Source organism: Halorubrum sp. FL23 (assembly GCF_052439115.2).
In the GTDB taxonomy this organism is placed as follows: domain Archaea; phylum Halobacteriota; class Halobacteria; order Halobacteriales; family Haloferacaceae; genus Halorubrum; species Halorubrum persicum.
In genome coordinates this window covers 222946-236856 of sequence record NZ_JBQVRO020000005.1, presented here as the reverse complement: position 1 = coordinate 236856, position 13911 = coordinate 222946, and the positions used below count along the sequence as shown (strand labels likewise).

The following is a 13911-nucleotide window of genomic DNA, read 5'->3' as shown; positions in this document are numbered from 1 at the left end:
GATGATCTCCCCCGACACACTCGTACGGCACGAACTCGTCGGCCTCCCGGTTCGGGTGGCCGACGCCGACAGCGACGCCCACGTGGGTATCGCCGGTCGCGTGCTGTCCGAGACGTTCGGCACCCTCGTGGTGCGAACGGGGTCGGGGGACAAACGCGTGCCCAAGTCGGGCACGACGTTCGAGTTCGCGGTCGTCGATCGACCGACCGCCCGCACAGATGAAGCCGCCGACGACGGTCAGTCGTCGGGGTCCGCGTCCCAACTCGGGTCGGATACTACGGGGGTCCGCCCCCGTCAGTCTGGCCCGTCCGGATCCACAAGCGTCGTCACCGGTGACGACGCGGGTCCGGCGAGCCACCGCGGCGAGTGCAAAGACGCGGTCTACGCGACGGTGGATGGCGAGCGATTACGGCATCGGCCCGCCGAACGCACCGAACAAGGTGTCACACAATGGCGATAGGAATCGACGTACCCACGCCTCCGGAGCCAGACAACCCGGAGGATTACGACTACGAGAAGTGCCCGTTCCACGGGCAGCTCTCCGTCCGCGGCCAGACCCGTGAGGGAACGGTCGTGTCGACGGATATGGAAAAGACCGTCATCGTCGAGCGAGAGTACGACGTGTTCGTACCGAAATACGATCGGTACATGAAGCGTCGGTCGCGCATTCCGGCCCACGTGCCGGGCGTGCTCGACTCGCTCGAAGTCGGTGACGAAGTGAAAATCGCGGAGACGCGACCGCTCTCGAAGACGAAGTCCCACGTCGTCGTCGAGAACCTGTCGGGTGATCTGTGATGGAGGCGCTCAAGGCCGACGTCACGCAGGGGCTCTCGAAGGGCTCGCTCATCACGTGCGCCGACAACACCGGCGCCCGTGAGCTGAAGGTGATCTCCGTGTCGGGCTACTCCGGCACGAAGAACCGCCACCCGAAGGCAGGTATCGGCGACAAGGTGACCGTCTCGGTCACTAAAGGGACCCCGGAGATGCGGCGGCAGGTGCTGGAGGCGGTCGTCGTCCGCCAGCGCAAGCCGATCCGCCGTCCGAACGGCACGCGCGTGAAGTTCGAGGACAACGCGGCCGTCATCATCGACGACCTCGAGGAGCCGCGGGGCACGGAGATCAAAGGCCCCGTCGCCCGCGAGGTCGCCGAACGCTTCGGGAGCATCGCCTCGACCGCGACGATGATCGTCTAATCATGACGAAACAGCCACGCAAACAGCGAAAACGGTCGGAGACCGCGCCGCTCCACGAGCGGCAGAACCAGGTCCGGGCCACCCTCACGGACGACCTCCGCGAGGAGTACGGCCAGCGGAACGTCCGCGTCAACGCCGGCGACACCGTCGAGGTGCTTCGCGGCGACGCGGCCGGCACGGAGGCCGAGGTCATCTCGGTCGACCTGTCCGCAGAACGGATCACCGTCGAGGACGTCACCGTCGCGAAGGCGGACGGGGAAGAGGCTCCCCGCCCCATCCCGGCGAGCAACGTTCGGGTGACCGAGCTGGACCTGGAAGACGAGCGCCGGGAGGCGCGGCTCCAGGAGGATAACGAATGACGCGACATCAGAAGCGACTGGCAGTACCGAACTCCTGGCCGGTCGAGCGGAAGACGAACACGTTCACCGTCAAGGCCGGCGCCGGCCCGCACGGTGAGGCGGGCGTTCCGCTCGTCGTCCTGCTGCGGGACGTGCTCGGCTACGTCGACTCGACGAAGGAGGCGCGCTACGCGCTGAACAACGACTCGGTCCTCGTCAACGGGGACGCCGTCTCGGACGAGCAGCGTCCGATCGGGATGTTCGACATCCTGGCGTTCCCCGAGCGCGGGGAGTTCTTCCGCGTCTTCCCCGACGAGGGCGGTCGGCTCGCGCTGACTCCCGTCGACGAGGAGGCCGCCGGCAGCCGACTCGGAAAGATCACGAACAAGTCCGTCGTCCCCGGTGGCGACGCGCAGCTGACGCTCCACGACGGGACGAACGTCCTCGTGGACGCCGACACCGAGTACGACACGAAGGACTCGATCGTCGTCGACAACGAGTCGAAGGAGATCGTCGCCCACTTCGAGTACGAAGAGGGCGCCCTGGTCACCGCCGTCGCCGGTCAGCACGCCGGCCGTATCGGCGAAGTGGCCGACATCGACGTGACGCTCGGCTCCGGCTCGAACACGGTCTTCGTCGGCGACGACGAGGACGGCTACGAGACGGTCGAGGAGTACCTCGTCGTCATCGACGAGAACTTCACCGGCGACGACGCCGACGAGGCGGGTGATTCGGATGAGTGAATCCGAGAGCGCCCCCCACGAGATGCGCGAGCCGTACCTGGAGAAGGTCGTCGTCCACATGGGCGTCGGTCAGGGCGGTGAGCCGCTCGCGGACGCCGAGGAGATCATCGAAGCGATCACGGGCCAGCAGTCGGTCCGGACCACTTCGAAGCGCACCATCGCCGAGTTCGGGATCCGCAAGGGCGACCCGATCGGCGTCAAGGTGACGCTGCGGGACGAGGACGCACACGAGTTCCTCGCGACCGCACTCGACATCGTCGACGTCTCGCAGAGACAGTTCGACGACACCGGCAACCTGAGCTTCGGGGTCGAAGACCACACTGACTTCCCGAGTCAGGAGTACGACCCGAGCATCGGCATCTACGGCCTCGACGTGACGACGACGATCGTCCGTCCCGGCTACCGCGTGTCGAAGCGGGACAAGGCGACGGCGTCGATCCCCGCGAAACACCGGATGACCGCCGAGGACGCGGCCGCGTTCCTCGAAACGAACTTCGACGTTGAGGTAACGGAATGAGCGAAGCGAACAACGACACGGGCGAGCACGCGTCGAAACGCACCGACTCCCGGCACACCTGCCGGCGGTGCGACCGCGAGCAGGGGCTCGTCGGCAAGTACGACATTAACCTCTGCCGGCAGTGTTTCCGCGAGGTCGCCCGAGATATGGGATTCGAGAAGTACAGCTGATCATGACGGGAAACGATCCATTCACCAACGCACTGGCCGGCATGGACAACGCCGAGAGCGTTGGCCACCTGTCGTACACGGTTGAGCCCGCCTCCAACATCATCGGCTCCGTCCTCGAGGTCCTCTACGACCGCGGGTACGTCGACGGCTTCGAGTACGTCGACGACGGGAAAGCCGGGAAGTTCGAGGTCGAACTGAAAGGAGCGATCAACGAGTGTGGCGCCGTCAAGCCCCGCTACTCCGCGGGTGCCGACGAGTTCGAGAAGTGGGAGAAGCGATACCTCCCCGCCCGTGACTACGGGACGCTCATCGTCACGACGAGCCACGGCGTCATGAGCCACTACGAGGCCCGCGAAGCGGGTATCGGCGGCCAAGTGATCGCATACGTCTACTAACAATGAACAGAGTCGAAATTGACATTCCGGACGACGTCTCCGCCGAGACCGACCACCTCGAACTCACCGTCGAGGGTCCCAACGGGAGCGTTACGCGACGCCTCTGGTACCCCGACGTCGAGGTCACGGTCGAAGACGGTGTCGTCGCGATCGCCTCCGAGAACGATGACGCGAAGACGAACGCCACGGTTGGCACCTTCGAGAGCCACGTCGCCAACATGATCCACGGCGTCACCGACGGCTGGGAGTACACGATGGAAGTGTACTACGCCCACTTCCCGATGCAGGTGACCGTGGAGGGTGACGAGGTCGTCATCGAGAACTTCCTCGGCGAGCGAGCACAGCGACGCACCCCGATCCGCGGGGACACGGACGTACAGATCGACGGCGAGACGGTCACGCTTTCGGGCTCCGACAAGGAGGCCGTCGGGCAGACCGCCGCCGACATCGAACAGCTGACGAAGGTGACCGACAAGGACACGCGCGTCTTCCAGGACGGCGTGTACATCGTCGAGAAACCCACCGGAGGTGCCTAACCAATGGCCGAAGAACTGGAAGACATCAGCGGTGTCGGTCCCTCGAAGGCGGACGCCCTTCGCGCGGCCGGCTACGAGACGGTCGAGGACGTGAAGGCCGCCTCCCAGTCGGAGCTCTCCGAGGTCGACGGCGTTGGCAACGCGCTCGCAGCGCGTATCAAGGCCGACGTCGGCGGGCTGGAGGTCGACGAGGAGGCGGACGCGGAGATCGAAGACGAGACGGACGAGGAGGAGGAGGCCGAGGAGGCCGCCGACGACGAGGACGTCGAGACGGAGCTTCGCCCCCGCGGTCACGCCGACAAGACGCCGGAACTGGACGACGAGACCGCTCGCGCGCTCGCACAGAAGCACCGCGAGGGGAAACCGCAGTTCAACCGGCAGGATTACCACAAGAAGAAGCGCATCCCGACGTCGTGGCGCAAGCCGCGCGGCGGGCTCTCCAAGCAGCGTCGCCGCATGAAGGCGAAGGGTCCTGTCGTCGAGGCAGGGTTCCGCTCGCCGAAGGCGTCGCGCGACCTGCACCCGAGCGGCTTCGAGGAAGTCCGCGTGCACAACACGGACGACCTCGAGGGCGTCGACGGCGACACGCAGGCGGTGCGGATCGCCTCGAAGGTCGGCGGTCGCAAGCGCGAACTGATCGAAGACGAGGCGGAGGAGCGCGGCATCCGCGTGCTGAACCCGACCTACGTCGAAGTGGAGGTCAACGATGAGTGATCTGAAGGCGCAGAAACGGCTCGCAGCGGACGAGCTCGACGTCGGCAAGGGCCGCGTCTGGCTCGACCCCGAGGCACAGGAGGAGATCGAGGACGCCATCACGCGAGAGGACGTCCGCGAGCTCATCGACCAGGGCACCATCCGCGCGAAGGACGCGAAGACGAACTCCCGCGGTCAGGCCCGCGAGCGCGCCGAGAAGCGCTCGTACGGTCACAAATCCGGCGCCGGTACCCGGAAGGGGAAGGCCGGCGCACGACAGAACACGAAGGACGACTGGAAGGCCCGGATCCGCGCGCAGCGCGCCCGCCTGAAGGAACTCCGCGACGACGAGGACGTGCTCGACGCCAGCGAGTACCGCACGCTCTACAACAAGGCGAGCGGTGGCGACTTCGAGGACGTCGCGCGGCTGGAGGCGTACATCCAGACGCAGTACGGTTACGAGGTGACGGACTAATGGCGACAGGACCACGATACAAGGTGCCGATGCGGCGCCGCCGCGAGGTCCGGACGGACTACCACCAGAGGTTGCGCCTGCTGAAATCGGGCAAGCCTCGCCTGGTCGCTCGGGTGAGCAACGCTCACGTCAGGGCGCAGCTGGTCACTCCCGGATCCGACGGCGATGAGACCCACGCGGCCGCCTCCAGCGAGGAGCTCGGCGAGTACGGCTGGGACGCCCCCACGGGCAACCTCCCCAGCGCGTACCTCACCGGCTACCTCGCGGGCGCCCGCGCCGTCGACGCCGGCCTCGACGAGGCCGTCCTCGACATCGGGCTCAACACGGCGACGCCCGGCAACAAGACGTTCGCAGTACAGGAAGGAGCGATCGACGCCGGCCTCGAGATCCCGCACAACGACGACGTGCTGGCCGACTGGTCGCGCACGCGCGGCGAGCACATCGCCGCGTACGCCGAGCAGCTCGACGAGCCGCTGTACAGCGGCGATTTCGACGCCGCCGACTTACCCGAGCACTTCGACGACGTGCTCGCTACAATCCAGGAGGACCATGAGTAGACACAACGACGGCTGGGAACCGCGGACGCGACTCGGCCGCAAGGTACAGGACGGCGACATCTCGTCGATGGAACAGGCGCTCGACTCCGGTCTCCCCATGAAGGAGGCCGAGATCGTCGACCAGCTCCTCCCGGGGCTGGAAGACGAGGTGCTGGACATCAACATGGTCCAGCGCATGACCGACTCCGGCCGCCGCGTGAAGTTCCGCTGCGTGGTCGCCGTGGGCAACCGCGACGGCTACCTCGGCTACGCGCAGGCCCGGGACGACCAGGTCGGTGGCGCCATCCAGAAGGCGATCGACGTGGCGAAGCTGAACATCATCAAGGTCGACCGTGGCTCCGGGTCCTGGGAGGACCAGCCCGGCGGCACGAACTCCCTCACCCGCAAGGCCGAGGGGAAGGCCGGCTCCGTCACCGTCGAGATCCAGCCCGCCCCGCAGGGGCTCGGGCTGGCCGCGGCGGAGACGGTCCGGAACATCCTGGAGCTCGCCGGCGTCGAGGACGCCTGGACGAACTCTGACGGCAACACCCGCACGACCGTGAACCTCGCGAAGGCGACGTTCAACGCGCTGGAGAACGCGGCGCAGTCCCGCACTCCGCAGCACGCGCGTGAAGTCCACTACGACGAGGTGAGCGAGTGATGCAAGCGATCGTGCAGCTCCGCGGCGACGTGAATCTCGAGTACGGCGTTGAGGACACCCTCGACATGCTGAACATCGGGCGCGTCAACCACGCGACGTTCGTCCCCGAGACGGAGTCGTACCGCGGCATGATCACCAAGGTGAACGACGTCGTGGCGTTCGGCGAGCCGAGCGCCGAGGCGGTCGCGTCCACTATCGCGCGACGCGGCGAGCCCTTGGAGGGCTCGGCCGACATCGACGACGAGTGGATCGACGACAACACCGACTACGCCAATCTCGAGGCGCTGGCCGAGGCGCTCGTCGACGAGGAGACGACCCTGCGCGATCAGGGCCTCTCGCCGACGCTCCGGCTCCACGCCCCCCGCGGCGGTCACGAGGGAATCAAGCACCCCGTGATCGAGGGCGGCGAACTCGGGAAACACAGCACTGAGGAGATCGACGGTCTCCTGGAGGCGATGCGATGACGAGCAAGAAACGTCGACAGCGCGGCTCCCGAACGCACGGCGGCGGAACGCACAAGAACCGGCGCGGCGCCGGTCACCGCGGCGGTCGCGGTGCGGCCGGCCGCGCGAAACACGAGTACCACAACTACCCGCCGCTCGGGAAGTACGGCTTCAAGCGACCCGAGGGGACGCAGACCGAGGTCCTCGAAGTGAAGGTCCAGAAGCTCGACGAGGACGCGGCGCTGTACGCCGCGGACGACCTCGCCGAGGAAGACGGCGACGCGTACGTCATCGACGCGCGCGACGTCGTCGAGGACGGTCACGAGGCAGACGTCGTGAAGGTGCTCGGTGGCGGTCAGGTTCGGAGTGAGCTCCGCGTCACAGCCGATGCGTTCACCGCCGGCGCGGTCGAACTCATCGAGGAGGCCGGCGGCGAGGCGACGCTCTCCGAGCGCGCAGAGGAGGCCGCTGACGAACCGGAAAACACTTCCGACGACGAGGACGACGAGGCGTAACCAATGAGTTGGAAGGAGGTCGCTGAACCGCTGCTCACGCGGATGCCCGTCGTGGAGCGACCCACAGGTCACGTTCCGTTCAAACGGAAGCTCATGTGGACGGCCGGCATCCTGGTCGTCTACTTCTTCCTGACCAACATCAACCCGTACGGGTTGGCAGTGGGCCAGGGGTCTGACTTCTTCGGGCAGTTCCGATCGGTGCTCGCCGGGTCGTCCGGTTCGTTGTTGCAGGTCGGTATCGGGCCAATCGTCACGGCGTCCATCGTCCTCCAACTGTTGGGCGGTGCGAACCTGCTCGGACTCGACACCGACGACCCGCGCGACCAGGTCCTCTACCAGGGCCTCCAGAAGCTGCTGGTGGTCATCGTCACGGCGCTGACGGCAGCGCCGATGGTGTTCACCGGTGAGTTCCTCCCCGAGGATCCGGCCGTCGCACAGGCGCTCGGCATCGGGGCGTTCGGCGTCGAAGCGCTGATCTTCGTGCAGATCTTCATCGGCGGCGTCCTCCTTCTGTTCATGGACGAGATCGTGAGCAAGTGGGGCGTCGGCTCCGGTGTCGGGCTGTTCATCATCGCGGCCGTGAGCCAGCAGATCGTCGGCGGGTTCTTCAGCTTCTCGGCGCTCGGCGCGTCCGGGTTCTTCGCGAGCTGGTACGGCATCATCGTCGGTGACGTGCCGGTGTCGCTCTCGCCGTTCACGGCGGAGGGGCTCCAGAACCTGCTGTTCGATCCCGGGAACATCTTGGCGCTTTTCACCACGCTGTTCATCTTCGGGATCGTCGTGTACGCGGAGTCGGTCCGCGTCGAGATTCCGCTGTCACACGCGCGGGTGAAGGGCGCTCGCGGACGCTTCCCGGTGAAGCTCATCTACGCGTCCGTCCTGCCGATGATCCTCGTTCGCGCGCTGCAGGCGAACATCCAGTTCGTCGGCCAGCTCCTCTCCTCGCAGTGGGCGGGGATGCCGGGGTGGCTCGGCGTGTACAGCGATCAGGGCCAGCCCATCTCCGGGCTGTTCTACTACCTGAACCCGATCCAGGCTCGCACGGACTGGATGTGGTTCCTCGGTGAGATTCCGGCGTCGGTCGAGCCGTGGATGATCGCGGTTCGACTGCTCATCGACCTCACCTTCATGGTCGTCGGCGGAGCGATATTCGCCATCTTCTGGGTCGAAACCACCGGAATGGGTCCGGAGGCGACGGCGAAGCAGATCCAGAACTCCGGGATGCAGATCCCCGGATTCCGCCGGAACCCGCAGGTCGTCGAGAAGGTCATGGAACGGTACATCCCGCAGGTGACCGTCATCGGCGGCGCCCTCGTCGGGCTGCTCGCCGTCATGGCGAACCTGCTCGGCACCATCGGTCAGGTCTCCGGAACCGGGCTGCTGCTCGCGGTCTCCATCACGTACAAGCTGTACGAGGAGATCGCCGAGGAGCAGCTGATGGAGATGCACCCGATGATGCGCCAGATGTTCGGCAACGAGTAACGGACATCTACCTCTCTTTCCGTTATTTTTCGACCCTGAGCGACTGCGTCGTACTTGACCGTCCCCCATCCGAGGGAGTCGCAGTGACCGACTCGGACGACTTCTTCGAGCAACTCCATGAGGTCAGCGAGTCACCGGTGACCGCGCCGACTCGATCCGGTCGTCAGTCAGGCAAACAGAAGCGGACGAACTCACGTCACGGACACCGGGACCACCAGTAGCCTTTTGCGAATTGGTAGACAAGGTTAGGTATGAGCCTCACTTCTGACGACTTCGAGGAGTTCGTTTCCTCGGACCCCGACGATGACGAGACGGTCCCGCTCGGACAGGCTCTGTCAGAGTTGGGACTCGACGTTGAGGTCGACTCCGTGGAGGCCGTTCGTGACGTCCGCGAACGGTTATGAGGGTACTCCTCGACACGAACGTTCTCGTCGCAGCAGTCACTCGGGATACCGATCGGTCTGCGGAAGCGATCGAACTGCTCGATCAGGTCGACGACCCGCTCGTCTCGGTTCTCAGCCTCATGGAACCGCGGAGCGTTTTGAGCAAAAAGAAACGGTTCGAACGGGACCGAATCGACGATATCGAGACTCGAATTACCTCTCGGATGACGGTGACGTTCCCCGACGCCTCTGACATGATGGCAGCGAACCGCCTCCAATCGGAAACGCTGTTGTACCCGATGGACGCGATGATCCTCTCGGCGGCCGACGCTGCCGACGCGACCCTCGTGTCGTTCGACGCCGAACTGGCCGAGCACGGTGCGGAACTCCCGCAACGATTACTCGACGGGGACGAGTGAACTGGGACGCCACCGGCGCGCTGAAGGACCGACCGGAATGGAGGTCACCGGTCTCGACGACCGTGTCGAACGCTGCCGGACCGAGGCGTTCCACATTAATGACGGACGATACTGCCAATAGACCCCTCCGCGAAGATTTAGCACCTCACGAGTACGATCTTCGCGGCCTCTTTTGTATTGTGTTCATGAATTAAACACAGCCGACTACTCGTGCGCCAGATGTTCGGCAACGAGTAGGGACGACGTTCGCTCTCTGCTCCGTTTCGAACTGACTCGGCGATATTTTTTATCAATTCACCGTCAGCGACGAGTTCCTGCTTATCTCCGATCGGTCAGTAAACCGGCGTCGGTGCACCTTCGCGTTCCAGACACGGATCGGCGCCGATGCCGTCTCTCCGCCGTTCTGACTGCCGGCCTGGCAGTGCTACTCGATCGCCACCGATCCGGTTCCGTCCGCGCTCTCGGACAGCGCGTCGATGACTCGCATGTTCCTGATCGCCTCTGCCCCGTCGGTCAGCGGTCGGGCGTCGTCGGCGACACAGTCGGCAAAGTGCTCGACCTGCAGCCGGTACTGGTCGACGGGGTCGAACGTCTCGACTCCGTGGCGGCCGTCGATCTCGTAGGTCAGATCCACCGACTCGTCGGTGGGCGCGTCGAACGCCCGCTCGACCGCGATCCAGCCGTTGGCCGCGTCGATCCGGTAGCGCTGGACCAGCTGCGTGTCGAATCCGGAGGCGATACGCGCCGATCGGCCGTCCGCGTACTCCAGCACGCCCGCGAGCTCCGTGTCGACACCGGCGTCGCGGGTATCGTGTGTGTGCGCGTACGCTCGCTCCGGCTCGCCGAGGACGGTCCTGACGAGCGAAACGGGGTAACACCCGACATCCATCAGCGACCCGCCGGCGAGGTCGGGATCCAACCGCACGTCGTCCGGGCGGTCGTACAGCGGGAAGCGGAACGTCGCGGTCACGGTGCGTACGTCGGATAACTCCCGTGCTACCAGTTCGAGGACGCGCTCGGTGCGCGGGTGGTACCGGTACATGAACCCCTCCATCAGGGTGACGCCCCGATCCTCGCAGCGATCGGTCACCGCCTGCGCCTCCGCCGCGTCTTCCGCGAGCGGTTTCTCACAGAGCACGTGGAGTCCGGCGTCGGCCGCCCGCGTCGTCCACTCGGCGTGGAGTCCGTTCGGAAGCGGAATGTACACCGCGTCGATCCCGTCATCTTCGAGGAGGGCCTCGTAGGCGCCGTAGCTCCGCGGGATCGCGTGCTCCTCGGCGAACCGCTTCGCGCGCTCGCCGTCCCGGGACGCGACCGCGCCGAGCGCATGGTCGCTCGCCGCGATCGCCGGGATGACGGCTTTTCGCGCGATTCCCGCCGTTCCCAGCACGCCGAAGGTGAGCCGATCGGTAGCTGTCGCCATGCTCCCGACGACACATCGGGCGATCAAAAAGTCAGGTGGTTCGGTCGCGGGCGTCTCTCCGCTTCGCGTTCCGACGACTCGGGGTCGAGATCGGCTCTGACACGACGGTGAGTCGGCCTCCGACTACGACTCCTGGTCCGGCGGCTCCGGATCGACGAGCGGGGAGTCCTCGTTCGCGCACTCGGGGCGGCCGCAGACGCCGGCGTCAGCACCGGCCCGCGACACGCCGGCGTCGAGCGACTCGATCTCCCAGTCGACGCTGTGGCCAGTCGACGACTCGTGGTCGTCTACGGCGGTTCGAGCGTCGCGAAGCCGGTCGTACGTCGCCGCGAACGGACAGTCATCACACCGGACCGCAACGCGCGTCTCGTCCATACTCGTCCCTTGTGCCACGCCGCTATAACCACCGTGGTCGCGGGCGACTCGGCAGAAACGGAAGGCCGCTCGGTCGAAGCGCTTTGCCGCCGCTACGCCGCTTCGTCTCCGTCGGGCTCGGTCCGCCATCCGCCTTTCAGCGTGATGAACCAGACGGTGGCGCCGGCGAGGGCGAAGACGGCGGCCATGTACGGAATCAGCGGGAGCTCGATCCCGATGAAGTCGAGCACCGTCCGGAGCTCGTAGATGATCACGCCGAAGATCGCGAGCGTCACGAGGAGTCCGCCGCGGGTCACGTCGACGCTCATCTGACCACCCCGACGAGCGAGGTCGCTGCATCGCCGACCGCTCCGAGAAGCATCGCTGCCCTGTTCGCGAGCGTGTCGAGCAGCGGCAGAAGCCACACCGGGTACGTGCCGACGCCCGGTCCGAGTGCCCCCCCGCGGTTGATGATCGCCGCCAGCGGGAGCGCGTACGCGAGCACGACGAGCGTGAGCGCGATGCCCACCCACAGGCGAAGGTTATCGATCACGCGCGGCGAGTCGTCGGGACCGGACAGCGCCGGCGGAAGCTCCTCCGCGAGTCCGGAGACCTTCGGGTTCCCCATCGTCAGCACGAGGTTCCCGATGAACAGGACCGTCGAGACGAACAGCAGCGTCCCGCCGATCGCGATCTGGATGTTGAGCTCCTCGAACCCGCCGAACATCGTCGGATAGTCGAAGCCGGAGTACTCCGGCTCTGCGGTCCGGCGCGGGACGCCCATGATCCCCTGCGCGTGCATCGCGTTCGACATCAGCGCCATCCCGATGAACCAGACGACGACTTGGACCAGACCGATAGTCCGGCTGTAGATCGGCTTGTTAGTGATCTGCGGCCAGAGCCAGTAGGTGGCGGCCATGAACGTGAGCGCCACCGCGGTCCCCACGGTGAGGTGGAAGTGACCCGGGACCCAGATCGTGTTGTGGATCATGTAGTTGATGTTCATCCCGGCGTTCACCATCCCGGAGAAGCCGCCGGCGGCGAACATCAACCCTGCGAGCATCATGCCGGTGAACTCGGGCTTTCGCCACGGGAGGTCGGTGAGCCACCCGAGGAGACCGCTCCCGCCGCGCTGCCGGGCGCCGTACTCGACGCTCGCGACCACGGTGAACGCGGTGAGCAGGCTCGGCAACAGCAGGAACATCGTGTTCGTCATCGAAATGAACTTGAATCCTTCCGCGATCCCCGGATCGAGGTACTGGTGGTGGATCCCCACCGGGGTCGAAAGCAGGAGGAACAGCACGAACACGACGCGCGCGAGCGGGTCGCTGAACAGCCGGCCACCGGCGATCTTCGGGAGGACGGTGTACCACAGCAGGTACGCCGGCATCAGCCAGAAGTACACGACGGGGTGGCCGAAGAACCAGAAGAGGGTCCGGGTCAGCGTCGGGTTCACCTGATCGATCAGCCCGAGCGACCACGGGAGCAGGAAGATGAGCACCGACGCCGCGACGGCGGAGGACGCGATGTACCACATCGCCATCGTCGTCAACACCATGAACGTCTGGAGCGGGATCCGCTCGTCGGGGTGCTCGCGCTTCCACGCGAGCCACGTCCGGAAGTAGTCGGCGCCGGCGATCCACGATCCGACGATGAACACGGCGAGCCCCGCGTAGAACATGGGGTGCGCCTGCAGCGGCGCGTAGAAGGTGAACAGCACGTCTGCGCTCATGTCGATCGCGTCGGTGAAGCCGGCGAGGATCGAAATCCCCGTCATCGTCATCCCGGCGGCCATGAGTCCGTACCACGTCCACGTGATCCTGATGTCGATCAGCGGTCGGTCGAGACTTCGCACGACCGCCCACGTGAACAGTCCGACGAGGAAGAACGTCGTGAAGCTGAGCGCGAGGAACACCCCGTGTGCGGTGAGGGAGGTGTAGTAGTCGGTGGAGTCGATGAGCCCTCGGAAGACGCCGGTTCTGTGGAGCGTCTGGATGATCCCGAATATCGCTCCGAGCGTGAGCGCGAGGAACGATCCGAGCAGCGCGGCGCGAACGATACGCGCCTCCTCGGGGTACTTATCGGCGAACGTTCGGTCCCCCTCGATAGCTTCGCTCATTCCTCATCACCCCCGCTGGTTCGCTCGTCGTACTCCGCCTGACTGACGACGTTTACTTTCCCCTCCATCGCGTGGTGCCCGGCCCCGCAGTACTCGTTACAGATGAGCCCGTACTCGGCCGGACCGTCGGTTTCGACGGTTATCTCGGAGACCTCGCCGGGAACGACCATCGTGTTCGCGTTTGTTCCGGCGACCTCGAACCCGTGGATCACGTCCGCGGAGGTGACGTAGAACGTCACGGTGCTGTTCGCCGGCACGACGATGGGGTCGGGCTGGAAGACGAACTGGCGAGCGACGACGTACGCCGCGTACTCGTTCTCGCCGACCTGTTCGACACGCGGTTCTGAGAACCGCTCGTCCTCGTCGAGCCCGCCGGCGTCGATCGTCGGCTGGCTGTCGCTCACCATCGCGACGCCGGGCCCGACGGCGCCGTACGTGACCGAGCCGATGAGCAACAGTATCAGCAGTACCGACGCCGCGAGCCAGAGCTTCTCGTAGGCATGTATGTGCATCTTG

The 13911-nt window shown here is 65.8% G+C and carries 23 protein-coding genes; 18 read left to right on the top strand and 5 right to left on the bottom strand.

Annotated elements, in window-relative coordinates:
- Position 1 precedes the first annotated feature (1 nt).
- From ACT4MF_RS08600 to ACT4MF_RS08515, 18 genes are all read left to right on the top strand, one after another.
- Positions 2–460: a ribonuclease P protein component 1 gene (locus ACT4MF_RS08600; protein ID WP_099253911.1), complete on the top strand. Its 459-nt coding sequence runs from the start codon at positions 2–4 to the stop codon at positions 458–460.
- Positions 451–795 (top strand): 30S ribosomal protein S17, encoded by a 345-nt coding sequence (locus ACT4MF_RS08595; protein ID WP_099253912.1) that lies wholly within the window; start codon positions 451–453, stop codon positions 793–795. Before ACT4MF_RS08600 ends, ACT4MF_RS08595 begins: the two co-directional genes overlap by 10 nt.
- Positions 795–1193, top strand: a complete 399-nt coding sequence (locus ACT4MF_RS08590) for a 50S ribosomal protein L14 (protein WP_004047220.1) — start codon at positions 795–797, stop codon at positions 1191–1193. The genes ACT4MF_RS08595 and ACT4MF_RS08590 overlap by 1 nt, the downstream gene beginning before the upstream one ends.
- Positions 1194–1195: 2 nt before the next feature.
- Positions 1196–1552 carry a 50S ribosomal protein L24 gene (gene rplX, locus ACT4MF_RS08585; RefSeq protein WP_099253913.1) on the top strand — a complete coding sequence of 119 codons (357 nt, stop codon included), beginning with the start codon at positions 1196–1198 and terminating at the stop codon, positions 1550–1552.
- Complete coding sequence (locus ACT4MF_RS08580) at positions 1549–2274, top strand: 30S ribosomal protein S4e (RefSeq protein ID WP_099253914.1); 726 nt, start codon at positions 1549–1551, stop codon at positions 2272–2274. Before rplX ends, ACT4MF_RS08580 begins: the two co-directional genes overlap by 4 nt.
- Positions 2267–2791, top strand: a complete 525-nt coding sequence (locus ACT4MF_RS08575) for a 50S ribosomal protein L5 (RefSeq protein WP_099253915.1) — start codon at positions 2267–2269, stop codon at positions 2789–2791. Before ACT4MF_RS08580 ends, ACT4MF_RS08575 begins: the two co-directional genes overlap by 8 nt.
- Positions 2788–2961, top strand: coding sequence for a 30S ribosomal protein S14 (locus tag ACT4MF_RS08570; protein ID WP_004047216.1), 174 nt, complete (start codon positions 2788–2790; stop codon positions 2959–2961). The genes ACT4MF_RS08575 and ACT4MF_RS08570 overlap by 4 nt, the downstream gene beginning before the upstream one ends.
- A gap of 2 nt (positions 2962–2963) precedes the next feature.
- A complete protein-coding gene (locus ACT4MF_RS08565) occupies positions 2964–3356 on the top strand; it encodes a 30S ribosomal protein S8 (RefSeq protein ID WP_004597419.1) in 393 nt (130 codons plus the stop codon).
- Between the two features lie 2 nt (positions 3357–3358).
- On the top strand, positions 3359–3892 hold the full coding sequence (locus tag ACT4MF_RS08560) for a 50S ribosomal protein L6 (protein ID WP_099253916.1): 534 nt from the start codon (positions 3359–3361) through the stop codon (positions 3890–3892).
- Positions 3893–3895: 3 nt separating this feature from the next.
- Entirely contained in the window at positions 3896–4606 is a 711-nt protein-coding gene (locus tag ACT4MF_RS08555; RefSeq protein WP_444682237.1) for a 50S ribosomal protein L32e, read from the top strand.
- A complete protein-coding gene (locus ACT4MF_RS08550) occupies positions 4599–5060 on the top strand; it encodes a 50S ribosomal protein L19e (protein WP_444682238.1) in 462 nt (153 codons plus the stop codon). Before ACT4MF_RS08555 ends, ACT4MF_RS08550 begins: the two co-directional genes overlap by 8 nt.
- The gene (locus tag ACT4MF_RS08545) at positions 5060–5617 is read left to right on the top strand and encodes a 50S ribosomal protein L18 (protein WP_004047211.1); all 558 of its coding nucleotides are present in this window, start codon (positions 5060–5062) and stop codon (positions 5615–5617) included. Before ACT4MF_RS08550 ends, ACT4MF_RS08545 begins: the two co-directional genes overlap by 1 nt.
- Positions 5610–6257, top strand: coding sequence for a 30S ribosomal protein S5 (locus ACT4MF_RS08540; protein ID WP_099253919.1), 648 nt, complete (start codon positions 5610–5612; stop codon positions 6255–6257). The genes ACT4MF_RS08545 and ACT4MF_RS08540 overlap by 8 nt, the downstream gene beginning before the upstream one ends.
- Positions 6257–6721: a 50S ribosomal protein L30 gene (locus tag ACT4MF_RS08535; RefSeq protein WP_444682239.1), complete on the top strand. Its 465-nt coding sequence runs from the start codon at positions 6257–6259 to the stop codon at positions 6719–6721. Before ACT4MF_RS08540 ends, ACT4MF_RS08535 begins: the two co-directional genes overlap by 1 nt.
- On the top strand, positions 6718–7215 hold the full coding sequence (locus ACT4MF_RS08530) for an uL15m family ribosomal protein (RefSeq protein ID WP_099253921.1): 498 nt from the start codon (positions 6718–6720) through the stop codon (positions 7213–7215). The genes ACT4MF_RS08535 and ACT4MF_RS08530 overlap by 4 nt, the downstream gene beginning before the upstream one ends.
- 3 nt (positions 7216–7218) lie before the next feature.
- Entirely contained in the window at positions 7219–8697 is a 1479-nt protein-coding gene (secY, locus tag ACT4MF_RS08525) for a preprotein translocase subunit SecY (protein WP_444682240.1), read from the top strand.
- A 251-nt stretch (positions 8698–8948) separates the two neighbouring features.
- Positions 8949–9101: a hypothetical protein gene (locus ACT4MF_RS08520; RefSeq protein ID WP_006114452.1), complete on the top strand. Its 153-nt coding sequence runs from the start codon at positions 8949–8951 to the stop codon at positions 9099–9101.
- A complete protein-coding gene (locus tag ACT4MF_RS08515) occupies positions 9098–9499 on the top strand; it encodes a type II toxin-antitoxin system VapC family toxin (protein WP_444682241.1) in 402 nt (133 codons plus the stop codon). Before ACT4MF_RS08520 ends, ACT4MF_RS08515 begins: the two co-directional genes overlap by 4 nt.
- A gap of 424 nt (positions 9500–9923) precedes the next feature.
- Here ACT4MF_RS08515 and ACT4MF_RS08510 read toward each other — a convergent pair whose 3' ends face one another.
- The 5 genes from ACT4MF_RS08510 to ACT4MF_RS08490 all read right to left on the bottom strand — a co-directional run bounded on the left by ACT4MF_RS08510 (position 9924) and on the right by ACT4MF_RS08490 (position 13907).
- Complete coding sequence (locus tag ACT4MF_RS08510; RefSeq protein WP_444682242.1) at positions 9924–10922, bottom strand: Gfo/Idh/MocA family protein; 999 nt, start codon at positions 10920–10922, stop codon at positions 9924–9926.
- A gap of 123 nt (positions 10923–11045) precedes the next feature.
- The gene (locus ACT4MF_RS08505) at positions 11046–11297 is read right to left on the bottom strand and encodes a DUF7542 family protein (protein WP_099253960.1); all 252 of its coding nucleotides are present in this window, start codon (positions 11295–11297) and stop codon (positions 11046–11048) included.
- A 92-nt stretch (positions 11298–11389) separates the two neighbouring features.
- Positions 11390–11605, bottom strand: a complete 216-nt coding sequence (locus tag ACT4MF_RS08500) for a CbaC protein (RefSeq protein ID WP_444682243.1) — start codon at positions 11603–11605, stop codon at positions 11390–11392.
- Positions 11602–13395 (bottom strand): b(o/a)3-type cytochrome-c oxidase subunit 1, encoded by a 1794-nt coding sequence (locus tag ACT4MF_RS08495; protein WP_444682244.1) that lies wholly within the window; start codon positions 13393–13395, stop codon positions 11602–11604. Before ACT4MF_RS08495 ends, ACT4MF_RS08500 begins: the two co-directional genes overlap by 4 nt.
- Positions 13392–13907 carry a cytochrome c oxidase subunit II gene (locus ACT4MF_RS08490; protein WP_099253963.1) on the bottom strand — a complete coding sequence of 172 codons (516 nt, stop codon included), beginning with the start codon at positions 13905–13907 and terminating at the stop codon, positions 13392–13394. The genes ACT4MF_RS08495 and ACT4MF_RS08490 overlap by 4 nt, the downstream gene beginning before the upstream one ends.
- Positions 13908–13911 lie beyond the last annotated feature (4 nt).

What these genes read in the sequence shown, in the direction of transcription:
- ACT4MF_RS08570 (WP_004047216.1), top strand. Translation starts at nt 2,788, where the DNA reads ATGAGCGAAGCGAACAACGACACGGGCGAGCACGCGTCGAAACGCACC.
- ACT4MF_RS08535 (WP_444682239.1), top strand. Translation starts at nt 6,257, where the DNA reads ATGCAAGCGATCGTGCAGCTCCGCGGCGACGTGAATCTCGAGTACGGC.
- ACT4MF_RS08505 (WP_099253960.1), bottom strand. Translation starts at nt 11,297, where the DNA reads ATGGACGAGACGCGCGTTGCGGTCCGGTGTGATGACTGTCCGTTCGCG.
- ACT4MF_RS08495 (WP_444682244.1), bottom strand. Translation starts at nt 13,395, where the DNA reads ATGAGCGAAGCTATCGAGGGGGACCGAACGTTCGCCGATAAGTACCCC.
- ACT4MF_RS08540 (WP_099253919.1), top strand. Translation starts at nt 5,610, where the DNA reads ATGAGTAGACACAACGACGGCTGGGAACCGCGGACGCGACTCGGCCGC.
- secY (WP_444682240.1), top strand. Translation starts at nt 7,219, where the DNA reads ATGAGTTGGAAGGAGGTCGCTGAACCGCTGCTCACGCGGATGCCCGTC.
- ACT4MF_RS08575 (WP_099253915.1), top strand. Translation starts at nt 2,267, where the DNA reads ATGAGTGAATCCGAGAGCGCCCCCCACGAGATGCGCGAGCCGTACCTG.
- ACT4MF_RS08555 (WP_444682237.1), top strand. Translation starts at nt 3,896, where the DNA reads ATGGCCGAAGAACTGGAAGACATCAGCGGTGTCGGTCCCTCGAAGGCG.
- ACT4MF_RS08515 (WP_444682241.1), top strand. Translation starts at nt 9,098, where the DNA reads ATGAGGGTACTCCTCGACACGAACGTTCTCGTCGCAGCAGTCACTCGG.
- ACT4MF_RS08550 (WP_444682238.1), top strand. Translation starts at nt 4,599, where the DNA reads ATGAGTGATCTGAAGGCGCAGAAACGGCTCGCAGCGGACGAGCTCGAC.
- ACT4MF_RS08580 (WP_099253914.1), top strand. Translation starts at nt 1,549, where the DNA reads ATGACGCGACATCAGAAGCGACTGGCAGTACCGAACTCCTGGCCGGTC.
- ACT4MF_RS08530 (WP_099253921.1), top strand. Translation starts at nt 6,718, where the DNA reads ATGACGAGCAAGAAACGTCGACAGCGCGGCTCCCGAACGCACGGCGGC.
- ACT4MF_RS08595 (WP_099253912.1), top strand. Translation starts at nt 451, where the DNA reads ATGGCGATAGGAATCGACGTACCCACGCCTCCGGAGCCAGACAACCCG.
- ACT4MF_RS08500 (WP_444682243.1), bottom strand. Translation starts at nt 11,605, where the DNA reads ATGAGCGTCGACGTGACCCGCGGCGGACTCCTCGTGACGCTCGCGATC.
- ACT4MF_RS08600 (WP_099253911.1), top strand. Translation starts at nt 2, where the DNA reads ATGATCTCCCCCGACACACTCGTACGGCACGAACTCGTCGGCCTCCCG.
- ACT4MF_RS08590 (WP_004047220.1), top strand. Translation starts at nt 795, where the DNA reads ATGGAGGCGCTCAAGGCCGACGTCACGCAGGGGCTCTCGAAGGGCTCG.
- ACT4MF_RS08565 (WP_004597419.1), top strand. Translation starts at nt 2,964, where the DNA reads ATGACGGGAAACGATCCATTCACCAACGCACTGGCCGGCATGGACAAC.
- ACT4MF_RS08560 (WP_099253916.1), top strand. Translation starts at nt 3,359, where the DNA reads ATGAACAGAGTCGAAATTGACATTCCGGACGACGTCTCCGCCGAGACC.
- rplX (WP_099253913.1), top strand. Translation starts at nt 1,196, where the DNA reads ATGACGAAACAGCCACGCAAACAGCGAAAACGGTCGGAGACCGCGCCG.
- ACT4MF_RS08520 (WP_006114452.1), top strand. Translation starts at nt 8,949, where the DNA reads ATGAGCCTCACTTCTGACGACTTCGAGGAGTTCGTTTCCTCGGACCCC.
- ACT4MF_RS08490 (WP_099253963.1), bottom strand. Translation starts at nt 13,907, where the DNA reads ATGCACATACATGCCTACGAGAAGCTCTGGCTCGCGGCGTCGGTACTG.
- ACT4MF_RS08510 (WP_444682242.1), bottom strand. Translation starts at nt 10,922, where the DNA reads ATGGCGACAGCTACCGATCGGCTCACCTTCGGCGTGCTGGGAACGGCG.
- ACT4MF_RS08545 (WP_004047211.1), top strand. Translation starts at nt 5,060, where the DNA reads ATGGCGACAGGACCACGATACAAGGTGCCGATGCGGCGCCGCCGCGAG.